Genomic DNA, 15,754 nt, shown 5'->3' with positions numbered 1-15,754 from the left:
GCCGGCGCTGCCCTTTTCGCGTCCGGGGAACTATTATAGGCTTAAAGCAATTCCCTGACGCGAAGCGTGGTCGACCATGTCCGCAGCCGTGCTGGAAATGAGCGCAAGGGCGCCCGCGGCCGAACGGCTCGCGGACTTCGCCCGCGTCACCACTGACGATGTCGACGAAGCGGCCGAACAGATTGGGCGCATCTTCTGCCCGCACGATCTCAAGCCGGCACGGCTGCGCGCCTCCGGCTTCTCCGCCCGGCACAATTGCGCCGATTTCGACGGCTTTTCCATCAATTACGTCGCCTATGGCGGATCGGTCGGCATCGACCCCGGCTGCCTCGAGCGCTTCTTCCTGGTGCAGGTCCCGCTCACGGGCACGGCCTACATTCGCGCCGGCACGACCGAGCTTGACGCCGCGCCGGAGCGGACGGCGTCGCTGCTGTCGCCGACGATCCCGACCCGAATGATGTGGCGCGACTGCGCGCAGGCGATCCTGCTGTTTGACCGCCGCATGGTCGAGCAGCGCGCCGCGGCGCTGTCGGGCAGGGTCTCCGGGACGGTCGAGTTCGATCCGGTGATCGATTTGGACGCGCCGACCGGGCGGGCGCTGCGGACCAGCCTGGCCGAGCTGATGATGCTCGCCGAGCGTCTCGGTCCCTCCCGCCGGCTGTCACCGGTCGCGATGGCCGATTGGCGGGAACTGCTGCTCGATCACCTGCTCAATGGCCAGCGCCATGGCCTGTCGGATGCGATTCAGAACTTCTCCGGCCAGGCCGAGCGTCTGCCGCGCGCGCTCCGCGCTGCGCGCGACCACCTGGCGGACAATGCCGGCGAGCCGCTCGACCTTGTGCAGCTCGCCTGCGCCTCCGGCATCGGCATCCGCGCGCTCCAGCTCGGCTTCCGCCATCACTTCGGCCTGTCGATCTCGCGGATGCTGCTCGACATGCGCCTCGCCGGTCTGCACGCCCGCCTGGCGCAGGCCGCGCCCGATGCCTCCATCACCGACATCGCCTTCGATCTCGGCTTCACCCATCTCAGCCGCATGGCCGGCGCCTATCGCGAAAAATTCGGCGAGACGCCGTCGGCGACGCTGCGGCGAAGGATGAGCTAGCGCGAGAGAGCTATTTCCGTGGCCGCGTTCTGCCGTTGTCTTCCGCCGCCTGTTTGCGCAGGAACGCCTCGACATCGGCCTGCACCGAATAGGGCGTCGGGATCGCGTCGCCGGCGGAATCGACGGCGGTGTCGAGGCAGCGGCGCAGCATGCGTGCGAGCTCGGCCTTGCGATAGGGCTTTCTCAGCAGCGGCGCGCCCATCGTCGCGCGCCCCTGTGCGTGCAGCGAATCGTAGGCGTAGCCCGACGTGAACAGAACCCGCAGGGAAGGGCGCGCCGCCACCATCTGCTCGGCGAGCTCGCGTCCGTTCATGCCGCCGGCCATCACGATGTCGGTGAAGAGCAGGTCGAACGGCTTGCCTTCGGCCGCAATCGCAAGCGCCTCGGTCGCATTGGCGGCTGGGATGACCTTGTAGCCGAGGCCTTCGAGCTGGACCGTGACGTAGTGGCGGACGTCGCGGTCGTCTTCGACGCAGAGGACGGTTTCCTTGCCCCCGATGATCTTGCGGTCGTCATAGCCGGTCGGGCGCAGCGCGCTCGCCTCCGCCTTCGGCAAATAGAGCGTGAAGATCGTGCCGCGGCCTTCTTCGGAGGCGACCTTGATGCCGCCGCCGGACTGCTTGACGAAGCCGAACACCATGCTGAGCCCGAGCCCTGTGCCTTTGCCGACCTCCTTGGTGGAGAAGAACGGATCGAAGATCCGCTCCAGGATGGCCTGCGGAATGCCGGTGCCGGTGTCGGCGATCTCGATCTCGACATAGTCACCCGCATAGCCGGCGCCGACCGCGACCGCCTCGCGGACGCCGAACACGACGTTGCGCGTCGTCAGCGTCAGCCTGCCGCCGTCCAGCATGGCATCGCGCGCGTTGATCGCGAGGTTGAGCAGTGCCGAGCTGAGCTGGCCGCGGTCGGCGTAGGCGAGCCAGACGTTGCGGTCGAGCCGGGTGACGATCTCGATCTTCTTGTCGAAGGTCGCCAGCAGCAGCTTTGCGAGCTCTTCCAGCAGCTCGTTGACGTCGATCTCGGCCGGCTGCAGCGCCTGCTTGCGGGCAAAGGACAACAGGCTCGACGTCAGCGCGGCGCCGCGATCGGCGGCCTCGCCGATCAGCTTGGTGATGGTCGCAAGCGGCGGGTTGTCCCTGACGGCGTCGGCGAGGATCTCGATCGTGCCTGTGATCACCGTGAGCATGTTGTTGAATTCGTGCGCGATGCCGCCGGTGAGCTGCCCGACCGCTTCCATATTCTGCGACTGCACCAGCTGCTCCTCGGCGGCGCGCTTCTGGGTGATGTCCCTGACGAAGGTGTTGACGATGGCGCGTCCGCCCAGCCGCATGACCGTGCTGGAGGCCTCGGCCAGGATCCAGTCACCGTTCCGGTGGATCAGGGCGAGCTCGAAGCGCAAGCCGGACGGGGTGTCCGACAATTCCGGCACCAGCCGCGCCATGCGCTGCCTGAAGGCGGCGCGCAGCGGCTCGGCGACGATGAGATCGACGACGTCGGCGCCGAGCGCCTCCTGGCGCGTCCATCCGGTCAGGGCCTCAGCCTGAAAGCTCCACTCCAGCACGGCGCCGCTGTCGTCGATCTGAATGAAGGCATCGAGCGCGGTCTTGATGACGGCTTGTGTCATCTGTGCGCTGTCGCTGCGCGCCCGCGCCAGCTCGGTCGATTGCGTGGCGGCGCGCTTGTCCTCCGATCTCTCGATCGCGCGGGCGCAGAGGCGAACCATCAGCGCCGCAACGGCAGCGCTTGCCATTAGGGCAACAAGCTGGGGAATGCCGAAGCCGGCTCCGGCCATGGCATAGGAGGCGAGGAGGGCCGCCGCGGTCACCACGACCTGTGCGGCCATCGCGAGTGTCAGAAGCCCCCTGAGTTTCATGGTCTCCCACCAAAGAAGACTACCGCATCGGCCGCCCGGTCCCGGGTGCCGCTTTGATGTGAGCTACAGACTCCGCGCGGCGGCGTCGAGGGGCAATTTGCGGTGGTGTCGGCCGCCAGCCTTTCTCCGGCCTCAACCTGCGGGCGAATCGCATGGCGAGGAGGCGCGCATACAATCAATGCGATTGACAGCTGTATTCAGTCATGTTCGTTCGAACTGAACTCCAGGAGTGCCCATGTCCCCGCCGCTCAACCGGATCAACAGCGACGAACGCCTGCCGCAGCAGGTCGATGTCGTCGTCATCGGCGGCGGCGTCATCGGCGTCTCCGCGGCCTATCATCTGGCGAAGAAGGGCCTCTCGGTCGCTCTCGTCGAGAAGGGCCATGTCGGCGGCGAGCAGTCGAGCCGTAATTGGGGCTGGTGCCGCCAGCAAGGCCGCGCGCGCGAGGAGATTCCGCTCGCCCGTGAAGCGTTGAGGCTCTGGGAGGACATGCAGAACGACGCCGGCGTCGATGCCGGCTTCCGCCGCACCGGCGTGCTGTTCCTGACCAAGAGCAAGGACGAGCTTGCGAGCTGGGAGCGCTGGGCCGCGGTCGCGCGCGAGATGCAGGTCCACTCCACCGTCCTGACGCCGGCGGAGGTCGCCGCGCGCATGCCGGGCAATACCGACACCTGGGTCGGCGGGCTGCATACGCCGAGCGACGGTCGCGCCGAGCCGTCGATGGCGGTGCCCGCGCTCGCCACCGCCGCGCGAAAACACGGCGTCACCATCCATCAGGGCTGCGCCGCGCGCGGGCTGGAGACGACGGGCGGGCGGGTCAGCGCCGTCGTCACCGAGAAGGGCACCATTCGCACGCAATCCGTGCTGCTGTCGGGCGGCGCGTGGTCGTCGCTGTTCTGCCGCCGTCACGGCATCGAGCTGCCGATCGGTCTCGTCAACGCGACGGCCTGCCGGACCACGCCGGGACCGGAGATCACCTCGGGCGCGCTGGGCACCGATCTCTACTGCGTCCGCCGCCGCCTTGACGGCGGCTTTACGCTGGCGTTGCGCAACCGCGGCACGGTGGAGCTGTCGCCCGATTTGTTCCGCTATGCGCGCACCTTCTGGCCGACCTATCTGCATCGCAAGAACGGACTGAAGCTGTCGCTCGGCAAGTCCTTCTTCGACCAGATCGTGCGCGGCACCAGCTGGAGCTTTGACAAGCCGTCGCCATTCGAGACCGAGCGCGTGCGCGATCCCGAGCCCGACATGTCGCTGGTGAATGCTGCGCTCGCTTCATTGATCAAGGCCAACCCTGAACTCAAGGATGTCGAGATCGCGGAAGCCTGGGGCGGCACCATCGACTGCACGCCCGATACGATCCCGGTGATCTCGCCGGTCGACGCGCTGCCGGGCTTCTTCCTCGCCACCGGATTCTCCGGCCACGGCTTTGGCATCGGCCCCGCCGCCGGCAAGCTCGCCGCCGACATCGTGACCGGCACCACGCCGCTGGTCGATCCCGTGGCCTACAGCCACAAGCGCATGATCGACGGCCGCCGGCTCGCGCCGGTCAGCCCGTTCTGAGGGCTCGCATGACGGTTCTCTACAAGGCCAACATGGTTCGCGGCGCCGAGTGGGCGCGCTTCTTCGCGGAGCGCGCACCCGACGTCCCATTCCGGCTCTGGCCTGACATCGGCGATCCCGCTGATATCCGATATCTCGTGGCGTGGGTGCCGCCCGACGACATCGCGACGACGTTCCCCAATCTCGAGCTGGTCTTCTCGGTCGGCGCGGGCGTCGATCAGTTCGATGCCACCAAAGTCCCGGCGCACATTCCACTGATCCGCATGCTGGAGCCCGGCATCGCCGAGACCATGGTGGAGTACGTCACGATGGCTGTGCTCGATCTGCATCGCGACCTCCTGCATTTCATCAATCAGCAGAAGCAGCAGGTCTGGCGCGAGATCCGGATCACGCCGGCGAAACGGCGGCGTGTCGGCGTGATGGGACTTGGCCAGCTCGGCCAGGCCGTGCTCGAACGGCTCAAGGCGTTCGGCTTTCCGCTGTCGGGGTGGAATCGCTCGGTGCGGAAGATCGAGGGCGTGACCTGTTACGCGGGTGCTGACACCTTGCCGGATTTCCTCGCACAGAGCGACATCCTCGTCTGCCTGCTGCCGCTGACCGACGAGACGCGCGGCATCCTCAACGCGGATTTGTTCGCACGCCTGCCGCGCGGTGCGTCCCTCGTCAATGTCGGACGTGGCCCGCATCTCATTGAGGCCGATTTTCTTGCGGCGCTCGACAGCGGCGCGCTGTCCGGCGCGGTGCTCGATGTCACCGAGCCCGAGCCGCTGCCTGAGGGACATCCGTTCTGGCGCCATCCCCGCATCCTGCTGACGCCGCACAATGCCAGCATGACGACGCCGGACACGGCTGTCGATTTCGTGCTCGATGTCATCGACCGTCACCGCCGCGGCGAGGAGTTGCCGGGGCGTGTCGATCGCAGCCGCGGTTACTGAGGTGAATGGGAACACCAGCAGCCCCGGGCTCCTCTTTACCTCTCATGCTCGAGGGATGATGGATTCCCGTCGTCGAGGTCGAGGCGCGACGATGAGGATCTATCCTCCTGAAATTGTGACTGGATGGAGCGACAGGGAACTGCGGTATGTGAATTGCCTCATATTCCATCACTCTCTTTTCCAGCTATCACTCCCGCAAGAAATTGTCGCAGCCGGCGCCAACTGACAGACACGGGTGAGAGACAATGCCTGCGAAGCCGCGTGCTCGCAGCTTTGGATTGGCTCTCGTCTTGGTCACGAGCAAGCCAACCCCATCACTCAGCAAAGATCTTTCAGAAATTGGAAGCAAGGACATCGCGAAACGCGTCCACGCAGCTCCTATTCGGGGGTCGGCCGGTAGGCTGCTACTTAGTAAGGAGTACCCAATGAAGACGAGCAACGCAGCACCCAGCGCATTTTCCCTGACAAGGTACGCCGGCAATCTTCGGATCGCCCGTTCCAGTCTGATCAGGTCGGCCCATCTTCTTGAAAGAATTGGGCTTGCAGCCGTCGGGGCCTCCTGCGGCCTCTATGTGGGTGCGGCCCTATTGCGTCAGAAGGGCGGACTTTTTGAAAGCGGCTGGATCGTGCTGCTGACGGTGCTCTACGGCGCTCTCAGCTATTATGTCGGAATTGATTTGTCCCGGTCGATCGCTCGGAGGTCGATTTCGAGTACCTCCGAAGAATACGATGGCTCCGAGATGGTTGAGATCATGAGTGCGGCCGGAACGTTCGGCGCAGCGATTGCAGCAGCCCTGTCCGTCAGCATCCTTGTCCTTGATCAAAACCTCCCCAACGGCCTGGTAGCCTTCGTCGCTGGCTGCTGGGTGGTTGGCTCTTCGCTTCAAGTTGCGGCGGGAGCGATGGCGCGTAACTGCGAAGTGCCCGACAACAAGGACTAAAGATAATTGTGCTCACGGAAAAACGTCTGCTTGGCGTCGTGACGTGGGCACAAGCCCGGTACCGGGATCAGGCTTAGGGCCTGAAAGCGAGTGACCGACGACTCATCGCAACTTCTGTCGTCCAATGCGGCGTGCAGACGATTTTTGGTAGCGCAGCCGCTCGCATCAAGCAATGTCCCAGCGTGGAAGCGGTATCGGTACCAAGCAACCTAAGTTATCGCGCAACAAACAAGACGTGCCATCATGGTGAGGTTGGGATATTGTCCCTGCGCGCCGTGGTCCAAAATTCTGCTCACCGCCAACCACACGATCGGTGGAGCCAATGCAGATTGCGGAGTGGCTCGAGAAGCTGGGGCTTGGGCAATACGCAGAGCGTTTTGTCCAAAATGGGATCGACATGGGCGTCCTTCCCGAGCTGATGGTCGAGGACTTCGACAAGCTCGGAGTCCTGCTCGGGCATCGCCGCAAAATGCTGCGTGCGATTGCCGACCTTGATCCAGCCGCGTTGATCGCATCGCCGACGCCTCCTCACGACGCCGAGCGTCGCCACCTCACTGTCATGTTCTGCGATCTGGTCGGCTCGACTGCGCTCTCGGCGCGTCTCGATCCCGAGGATATGTGGGAAGTGATCCGGGCCTATCGCGCCGCCTGCGCGAGCGTCGTTGCTGCTTATGACGGCAGGATAGCCAGGTTCGTCGGTGACGGAATACTCGTCTATTTCGGCTATCCGCGCGCCCACGAAGATGATGCGGAGCGCGCAGTGCGGGCCGGCCTTGACACCATCTCCGCGGTTCGCCAGCTCAAGATGGGCGCCGACGAACGGGTTGAACTGCGGATCGCAATTGCGACCGGGCTTGTGGTGGTCGGCGACCTCATCAGCGGAGATGCGTCAGAGGAGCGCGCAACCGTCGGCGATACACCAAACCTCGCTGCCCGGCTCCAGAGCCTGGCGGAGCCGGGAGCGGTCGTCGTTGCCTCGTCGACGCGCCGGCTGCTCGGTGATCTCTTCACGTTTCGCAACCTCGGCCGCCGCGAGGTCAAGGGGATATCCGAACCCATCGCGGTCTGGGCGGTCGAGGGAGCGCCCGCATCGGAAAGCCGCTTCGAGGCGGTCCACGCGGCGCGCTCGATCGGCTTTGTCGGCCGCAAGGAGGAGATCGAACTCACGCTCTCGCGCCAGCGGTTGGCATGGCAGGGGCACGGGCAGATGGTGCTGATTTCCGGCGAAGCCGGCATCGGCAAGTCGCGCATGGTCGCAATGCTGTCCGAAAGCCCCGTGTTGGGGACGCACCGCCGGGTGCGATATCAGTGCTCGCCGTACCACACCAACAGTTCGCTTCATCCCTTTGTCGCGCAACTCGAGCGCGCTGCCGGCATTTGCTCGCACGACACGCCCGGGCAAAAGCTCGACAAGCTCGAGGCGATGCTGGCGCTTGGAACGCAGCAGGTTGCCCGGGCGACAGCTCTCATTGCGGCACTGCTTTCGATCCCAACCGGCGACCGTTATCCGCCGCTCGGTCTGAGCCCGGCGCAGCTGCGGCGGCAGACCTTTGCCACCCTTCTCGATCAGCTCGAGGGATTGGCGCGAGAGCAGCCCCTGCTGATTGTCTGCGAGGATATGCACTGGGCCGATGCCACGACACTCGAACTGTTCGATCTCGGGGTCGATCGGATCAGGGGGCTGCCGATACTCGTGCTCATGACATCGCGGCCGGAATTCGAGCCCTCCTGGTCGGGCCTTGCCAACGTCAGTCTGTTGCGGCTCGACCGGCTCGACCGGCAGGACACGCGCGCGCTGGTCGAGCAGGTGACCGTTGGTCGCCAGCTGCCACGCGAGATGCTGAAGCAGATCATCGACAGGACGGATGGCGTCCCGCTCTTCGTCGAGGAATTGACCAAGATGGTGCTGGAGTCCGGATGGCTCGTCGAAGGTGCCGGGCGCTATCGCCTCGAAAGTCCGCTCCCGCCGCTGGCTATTCCCGCGACGCTGCAGGATTCGCTGATGGCGCGGCTCGACCGGCTGGCTCCGGTCAAGGAGGTGGCGCAGATAGGCGCCGCCATCGGCCGCGATTTCTCGTACGCGCTGCTGAGATATGTGGCGGGACGCGATGATCTGACGCTGAGCGCTGCGCTGGGGCAACTCGAAGAGGCCGAACTGCTGGTGTGTCGCGGGGCTCCGCCCGAAGCAAGCTATAGTTTCAAGCACGCTCTCGTTCAGGAGGCGGCCTACGAGAGCCTGCTCAAGAGCAAACGGCAGGTGCTTCACACGCGCATCGGTGATGTCCTGCGCGAAAAGTTTCCAGCCGTGGCCGAGACTGAGCCGGAAGTTCTGGCGCACCACTTCACCGAAGCTGGGCTGAACGAGGTCGCCCTCGAGTGGTGGCGCAAGGCGGGCCAGCAGGCGCTGAAACGCTCGGCCTATTCCGAGGCGATTGCGCATCTCGGCAAGGCGATTGCCATTGCCGATGAGTTGCCCGACGAGCCTCGCCGGATGATGAGCAGGCTGCATCTTCAAATCGCCTATGGCCGCGCATTACGGGGCAGCCTCGGCCACAGTGCTCCGGAAACGGTCGCGGCATGGACGCGAGCGCGCCAGTTCGCAGTCGACATCAATGATCCCGTTGAACTTGCGCCGATCCATTCGGGCCTCTTCAATGCCTGCCTGACACACGGCGAACTCGCTCCGATGCGGGAGCTGGCGGATGCCATCAAGAGCGCGGCCGACCGACGACCGGACTCACCGGTGGCCGCCGTCGTTGCACATTGGACCGGCGGGGTGACCTGTTGGTTCGGGGGCGACTATTTGAACGCGAGGGTGCATCTCGAGCAGGCACTGGACATCTATGGCGCCGAGCCGGATCCAGCGACGTTCAGGGCCTCGGCGCTGGATCTTCCGTTCGTGATCATGAGGTTTCTCGCCTTGGTGCTTTGGCCGCTTGGCAGGATCGCCCGGGCACGCCGCCTCGCCGCCGAAGCGGTGAGTGCTTCCGGAGAAAAACGGGCGCTTTCCCAGGCCAATGCGCTTGTGCATCGAGCCGTGTTCGACGGAGTATGCGGCGGCATGTTGCAGCAAACAGAGACGATCCTGGCGCTCGGTCTCGCGCGCGACCACACGATGCCGCTGTATGTGGCCGCGGGCACCTACCTGAACGGCCTGGCCAAGTGGCGCGACGGCGACCGAGCCACTGGACTTACGGAAATGCGCCGCGGCTGGACCTTGCTACACGAAAATGACTGCTACCTCTGTGAACCGTTTTGGGGGATGCATGTCGCCATGGCGGACGCAGAGTCGGGCCAAGTCGAAACCGGGCTGGAAATCCTGAGCGAATCGATCGCATGGGTGGCGCAATCCGGCCAGCATTGGCTCGATGCCGAGCTGCACCGCGTCTATGGCGAGCTTTTGTTGCGTCAGGATCCTCCAGACGAATCCGGTGCCGAAGATGCCTTCGAGCAAGCGCTGAAAATCGCACGACGCCAGCAGGCGAAGACGTTCGAGTTGCGCAGCGCCCTTGGACTTGCTCGCCTGCACAAGACAAGGGACCGAGCGGGCGCGGTCTCTGAAGTGCTTGCTCCCTTGCTCGCCGAGTTCGATGCGGAGCGAAATCTTCCCGAAGTCGTAGAAGCGAAAGAGCTGCTTGGGAACGGGCGTTAGCCGCGCCGCCATTCGATCGGCGCAAACGCCGCGCCGACTTCAAGCCGGAATGGGTCGATATCTCGATCCTCGACTCGGCAGCCGTAGTTATCCGGTTTTGACACAGCTTAACCTGTTGTGGTGAATGCTAGATATGCTTCTCGTGGTTGCGAAGGCGAGTCTGCCGCGGCGGCGAATCCTGATTTCGGCTGGCGGCAATGTTGTCGGATTGCTCCTTGCCTCAAGGCGCAGACGTCATCCCAGCGCCGGGCCATGCGGCGATTGGCTTGCCTTCGCTGCGGCTGGCGCAGCGACCAAAGCCCATTGGAGATCCAGTCGTGGTTCGTTTGCACGTCGAACGTTTCATTCGTAGCCGGGTTGTTCGTCGAGCCCTGGCGCTCGGGATCATCGCGCTGAGCGGATGGGCCCTGTTGCCGTATGTGACCTACCGAATCGCTCCCTCCGCATTCGTCAATGCCGAGCTCATGCGGGTGACTGCACCCTTCGCGGGTCAGCTCTCGCCTGATCTTCCACGCAAGGGTGAATATTTCCAGCAGAGCCGGGTGGTGCCGATGGTCGGGGCGCGGTCGCCGGATCGCCGGCACCTCATGGACCTCGATCAGCAGCTTGCCATGTCCACCAAACGCGCCGAGCTCGCACGTCGGCAACTCGAGGAAATCGCCGGGCTCGATCGCAAGCTCGGCGAGCGCAGCGAGGACTATCGTTTGGGGATGGTCGCGCGCCTGAACCACGAGATCGGCGAAACGGAAGTTGAAAAAGGCGGCTGTCTCGCCGAGGCGCGGCAGCGGAACGATGTCGCGGGCCGGATGGAGAGGCTCGTGAAGCTCGGCATCAGTTCGCAAATCCGCTCCGGTGAGGCCCAGGCCTCGCAGGAGGCAACCGCAACGCGGTGCCAGATGGCCGATGAACGCCTGCAGCGCCTCAAGACCGAGTTGGGGGCGGCCGAGAAGGGCATTTATCTTCGTGGCGACGCCAATGACGTGCCGTATTCTCAGCAGCAGCGCGAGCGGCTTGTCCTCCGCCGCCAGGAGCTCGAGACAGACCTGTTGCAGAACAGCTCACGTGCCACGCAGCTGGCCGCGGAAATCGCAGAGGAACGCACTCGGCTCGATCGTCTCGATCACTACGATCTGTCCTTGCCCGCAGCCCATGTGGTCTGGTCGGTCGCGGCCAGCCCGGGCTCGATGGTCACGGAAGGGCAATCGGTCTTTGATTTTGCAGATTGCGAACGCCGATTTATCGTTGTTGAACTCCCCGAACGCGATTTCGAGAAGATCAAGGCCGGAGATGCGGCTACCGTGCGCCTGATTGGGAGCCGCGAATGGAAGACCGGCCAGATCCGGCAAGTCCGCGGATCGGCAGCGTACGGCGATGATCGGCTGCTTGCGGCTCGGGTGCCGCGGCCCGATCCGGGCAACATTACCGTTGAGATATCGCTTCCGCCCAATGAGACGTCGGCCGACCATAACGGCTCCTGCGATATCGGACGGTTGGCTGAGGTGCGCTTCGAGCGTAGCGCCGACGGCCTGCTACGATTGGTCAGCTCGAAGTTGAAATGGCTGACCGCGCGCCTGGAGCTCGATCATTCGTCCCTGTGAGCGAGATGTTCCATGCAGGCCATGACTCTGCCTCTCTCTCAGCTGTTCGCGCCGATGCTGGGCATCTTTGCGGCGATGTACCTGTTGGCGCCGACCTTTCCAGTCGCGCGCCTTTGGGCGCGTGTCGCGGTCTTTATCGTGGTTTGGCTTGTGGTCGCCCGCTATCTCGAATGGCGTATTTTCACAACCGTGCTGCCGGCAAGCGGGACTTGGTATCAGGTCGGCTGGATCTGGTTCTGTCTCTTCGTCGAGCTTCTGACCTTCACAGATCAGTTCATTCTCTATCTGACGTTCCTTCGCAGGACCGATCGCAGCAGCGAAGCAGATCAGCACGAGCATCGGCTTCGCAGCCTGCCGGATGACGAGCTGCCCTCGGTCGACGTCTTTATTCCGACCTATGACGAGCCATTCGAGGTGCTGGAAAAGACGATCACTGGCGCGTTGTGTCTGGACTATCCAAACATCCACGTCTGGGTCCTGGATGATGGTCGCAGACCCTGGCTCAAGGAACTCTGCGAACACAAGGGCGCCGGGTATCTCACGCGCGCCGACAACTTGAATGCCAAGGCCGGCAATATCAATCATGCGCTGACGAAGACGAGCGGCGAGTTCTTCGCGATCTTTGACGCGGACTTCGTGCCGCAGCGCAATTTCCTGATGCGGTCGATGGGCTTCTTCGCTGATCCAAAGATCGGAATCGTTCAGATCCCGCACACCTTCTACAATGAGGACCCGATGCAGGCGAATCTTGGCCTGCACAGGGGGCTGCCGGACGAGCAACGGTTCTTCTTCGATTCCATCATGCCAGCGCGCGACGGCTGGGATGGTGCCTTTTGTTGTGGTTCCAACTCCGTCACGCGTCGCGCAGCACTCCGCGCCGTGGGCGATGCCTTGCCGACCCAGTCCATTACGGAAGACATCCTGCTGACGCTGGTCCTGCTGCGCAAGGGGTACGTCACTCGCTATCTACACGAGCCGCTGGCGATTGGACTGGCGCCGGAAAGCCTTGACGCCTTTTTCGTGCAGCGGCAACGCTGGGCGCGTGGCGCGATCCAGACGCTGTATCTCGCCGACGGCCCGCTCGGCCCCGGATTGGGCTTGATGCATCGGCTCCTGTTCTTTCCGACCCATTGGCTCTCATTGGGCCTGCGGGCGCTCACGGTCGTGGTGGTTCCGATCGTGTTCATGTGGACTGGGCTCGCGCCTGTCGTCGACGTTACCCCTGAGTCGGTCTTCTACTACTTATTCCCCGCGATCCTGGCGCTCAACGGCGGCATCTCGTGGTTTGCGCCGCACGCGCATTTTCCGCTCGCCGCTCAGGTGTCGGCGACGATCCAGAGCTTCAAGATTCTGCCGACGGTGCTTGGGACTCTCGTCAAGCCGACGGGACATGCGTTCAGGGTGACGCCCAAGGGAGTTGCCGCGCGGTGCGCAAGCTACGCCGCGGAGATATTCTGGCCGTCAGCGGCCTTGATGGCGTTGACGGTTGTCGGCCTGGTTGTGAACACCATCCCGGAATGGCGGATGATCGATCATCCGGCCGCTTTACCGATGGTCGCCTTCTGGTCGGTGGTGAACATCGTCGTGCTCTTCTTCGTCTGCATGACCTCGCTGCAGGCACGGATGGGACGCGCCGAGGAGCGTTTCGACTTCGATGAATCAGTCTTGATCGAGACTGGCACCGGCGAGCGGCTTTCCGGGCGCGTGAGCAACATCTCCCTCTCTGGCGCCGGCGTTCTGCTCGGCGCCGGCATTGACTGTCCTCGCGGTGGAGAACCGCTGCGCGTGCACATCGCGCAGGTGGGGTGGATCGACGCGATGGTCGTGCAACGAAGAGGCCATCTCATCGGGCTGCAGTTCCATTTGCCGCAGTCGCTTGAACGAGACCTGCTGATCCGCAAGCTCTTTACCGTCGCCCGTCTGAAGGGGAACGGTGTCATCGCATGCTCCGTGAACAGGGCTATGCTCAAGAACATCTGGTCAATGGCCGCGCCGTTGCCTCACATTGTTACAACTGGCGCGAAGCCCGCATCGCTCTCGCCGACGGTGCGTCTGCCGGCAGAGAGCCTGGTCATTCGGCCTCAACCGCGGATCGACGATTTGGCACATCTTGCCGGAGTTCGAAGCCTGCATCCGACGAGTTTTACTGAACCTGGCTGCGTCTCTTGATCGATCACCGTAGTGATGTTCGCCAGGGGCGTCTGACGCTCTGGGCCTCGGCATTCGTCGTGGTCGCCTGCTTGGCGATTGTCGCAATCAGCGGTTGGCGGGAGTGGTCCTCGCGACAGACGGTGCTGAAGGGCTCCGAAACAGACATGGCCAATCTGGCCCGGTCGGTGACGCAGCACGCGGACGATACGTTCGAACTCGCGGACACCGTTCTCAATGTGTTGGTTGGCCAACTCGAACTCGAGGGAACCAGCCCGGCGGCAATCGCCAAGATTCAGACCTTTCTTTCCCGGCGCAAAGCCGCGAACCGGATCCGCGCCGTGTTCGTCTATGACGAGACCGGCCGCTGGCTCGCGACCAGCGAGCCTGTGGATTTCGCCGGCCTCAACAACAGCGACCGAGAGTATTTCCAGCATCATCGTGCCGTGGCTGACCGGGGCACCTTCATTGGGTCTCCAGTGAGGAGCAGGTCGGGCGGGCAATGGATCATCGCCGCGTCGAGGCGCTTCAATCATCCTGACGGCAGTTTTGCCGGAGTTGCCCTTACCACGATCGACGTCGACTATTTTCTGCAGTTTTATCGTGGTTTCGACGTCGGCCAGAGCGGTTCAATTGCACTGGCGACAGCGAACGGCATTATCCTCGCGCGTAGCCCGGACAACGGATATACGGGCCGCGATCTGTCGGGTGCTCCGCTCTTCAGGATTATCCGTGAGCGGCCGGCCGCGGACGTCTACTACTTCACGTCGCCTCTCGACGGCGTCCGGCGTCTGAGCTTTTATCAACTCAGCAGTCGCTACCCCGTTCTCCTCGTTGCTACGGAATCGGAAGATGACGTCTTGGCCCCCTGGCGCCGAGCCGCGCTGACGCGCATTGCCGCAGTCCTGGCGCTGACAGCTGGGCTCGGTGTTGCCGGGCTCTTTCTGGTGCGCCAGTTGCACCTGCGGCAGAAGATGGCCGCTGCCCTGGTCGCCAAGGAGGCGGATTTTCGCCTCCTTGCAGAGCAGTCGGGAGACATGGTCATGCGCGTCGCAGTCGATGGACGGATCCTCTATGCGTCGCCGTCCACCGCTCGAATCCTTGGCTGGGCTCCAAACCAGTTGGTGGATACATCAGCCCTCGCCGGCATCAATCCCGCGGATCTGGCCCGAGTTGAGCAAACGCTCTCCGCATTGATGAACGGCGAAGCCGAGGAGGCGAGAATCACGTATCGCACCCGTCATCGTGAGAAGGAAGAGATCTGGGTCGAAACTGCACTGCGCGTCACGAGGAGTGCGCAGAGTGGACACATCAACGGCGTGGTGGCGATCTCGCGCGACATGACCGAACGCAAGGATCTGGAGGATAGGCTGGCGGCTCTCGCCCGTTCGGACGGCCTGACGGCCTTGGCAAACCGCCGACACTTCGACGAGCGGCTGGAGGCGGAATGGGACCGGGCCAGGCGGGAAGGAACGCCTCTGTCACTGCTGCTGATGGACGTCGATCATTTCAAGAGCTTCAACGACCGGTACGGGCATCAAGCGGGCGATTCATGTCTCCGCTCAATCGCGGGGGTCCTGGCGCAGCAGGCCAGACGGCCGGCAGACGTGGCGGCCCGGTACGGTGGTGAGGAATTCGCCTTGCTACTACCGAATACCGATGCAGGAGGTTGCGAGCAGGTCGGCGAGCGAATCCGGCAGGCGATCGAGGACCTCGGCATCCTGCACGCGCTCAACGCGTCATCCAGGCAGGTCACCCTCAGTATTGGTGGCGCCACACATAATTCGTTCGGCGACAAGGCGGATTGCTCGTCGCTGATAGCGGCTGCGGATAAGGCGCTTTACGCCGCCAAGGAGGGCGGACGCAACCGCCTGGTGATGTCAGGGCAAGTCGTCGCGTGGCCCGGCTCGATACGGGCTTGAAGAGCAATTCCAGCTG

Annotated in this window: 9 protein-coding genes; 8 read left to right on the top strand and 1 reads right to left on the bottom strand. The window is 63.8% G+C overall.

Features of this window, described 5'->3' with window-relative positions; all coding sequences use genetic code 11:
- Nucleotides 1–76 precede the first annotated feature (76 nt).
- On the top strand, nucleotides 77–1,102 hold the full coding sequence (locus XH81_RS33335; protein ID WP_271596765.1) for an AraC family transcriptional regulator: 1,026 nt from the start codon (nucleotides 77–79) through the stop codon (nucleotides 1,100–1,102).
- Nucleotides 1,103–1,112: 10 nt separating this feature from the next.
- Here XH81_RS33335 and XH81_RS33330 read toward each other — a convergent pair whose 3' ends face one another.
- On the bottom strand, nucleotides 1,113–2,978 hold the full coding sequence (locus tag XH81_RS33330) for an ATP-binding protein (protein WP_271596764.1): 1,866 nt from the start codon (nucleotides 2,976–2,978) through the stop codon (nucleotides 1,113–1,115).
- A gap of 235 nt (nucleotides 2,979–3,213) precedes the next feature.
- Between XH81_RS33330 and XH81_RS33325 the strand changes: the two genes are divergently transcribed.
- From XH81_RS33325 to XH81_RS33295, 7 genes are all read left to right on the top strand, one after another.
- Nucleotides 3,214–4,542 carry an NAD(P)/FAD-dependent oxidoreductase gene (locus XH81_RS33325; protein WP_028145629.1) on the top strand — a complete coding sequence of 443 codons (1,329 nt, stop codon included), beginning with the start codon at nucleotides 3,214–3,216 and terminating at the stop codon, nucleotides 4,540–4,542.
- A gap of 8 nt (nucleotides 4,543–4,550) precedes the next feature.
- A complete protein-coding gene (locus XH81_RS33320) occupies nucleotides 4,551–5,477 on the top strand; it encodes a 2-hydroxyacid dehydrogenase (protein ID WP_028145628.1) in 927 nt (308 codons plus the stop codon).
- Nucleotides 5,478–5,902: 425 nt separating this feature from the next.
- Nucleotides 5,903–6,418 carry a hypothetical protein gene (locus XH81_RS33315; RefSeq protein ID WP_028145627.1) on the top strand — a complete coding sequence of 172 codons (516 nt, stop codon included), beginning with the start codon at nucleotides 5,903–5,905 and terminating at the stop codon, nucleotides 6,416–6,418.
- A 322-nt stretch (nucleotides 6,419–6,740) separates the two neighbouring features.
- Nucleotides 6,741–10,070 (top strand): adenylate/guanylate cyclase domain-containing protein, encoded by a 3,330-nt coding sequence (locus XH81_RS33310; protein ID WP_028145626.1) that lies wholly within the window; start codon nucleotides 6,741–6,743, stop codon nucleotides 10,068–10,070.
- A gap of 317 nt (nucleotides 10,071–10,387) precedes the next feature.
- The gene (locus XH81_RS33305; RefSeq protein WP_240536535.1) at nucleotides 10,388–11,668 is read left to right on the top strand and encodes an HlyD family efflux transporter periplasmic adaptor subunit; all 1,281 of its coding nucleotides are present in this window, start codon (nucleotides 10,388–10,390) and stop codon (nucleotides 11,666–11,668) included.
- Nucleotides 11,669–11,680: 12 nt separating this feature from the next.
- Nucleotides 11,681–13,837, top strand: coding sequence for a glycosyltransferase (locus XH81_RS33300; protein WP_028145624.1), 2,157 nt, complete (start codon nucleotides 11,681–11,683; stop codon nucleotides 13,835–13,837).
- Nucleotides 13,834–15,738: a sensor domain-containing diguanylate cyclase gene (locus XH81_RS33295; protein WP_028145623.1), complete on the top strand. Its 1,905-nt coding sequence runs from the start codon at nucleotides 13,834–13,836 to the stop codon at nucleotides 15,736–15,738. Before XH81_RS33300 ends, XH81_RS33295 begins: the two co-directional genes overlap by 4 nt.
- Nucleotides 15,739–15,754 lie beyond the last annotated feature (16 nt).

The organism is Bradyrhizobium sp. CCBAU 25360, assembly GCF_028128695.1.
Classification (GTDB): Bacteria; Pseudomonadota; Alphaproteobacteria; order Rhizobiales; family Xanthobacteraceae; genus Bradyrhizobium; species Bradyrhizobium ottawaense.
Note: the sequence above shows the minus strand (reverse complement) of the source record. Positions and strands in the feature narration are given on the sequence as shown.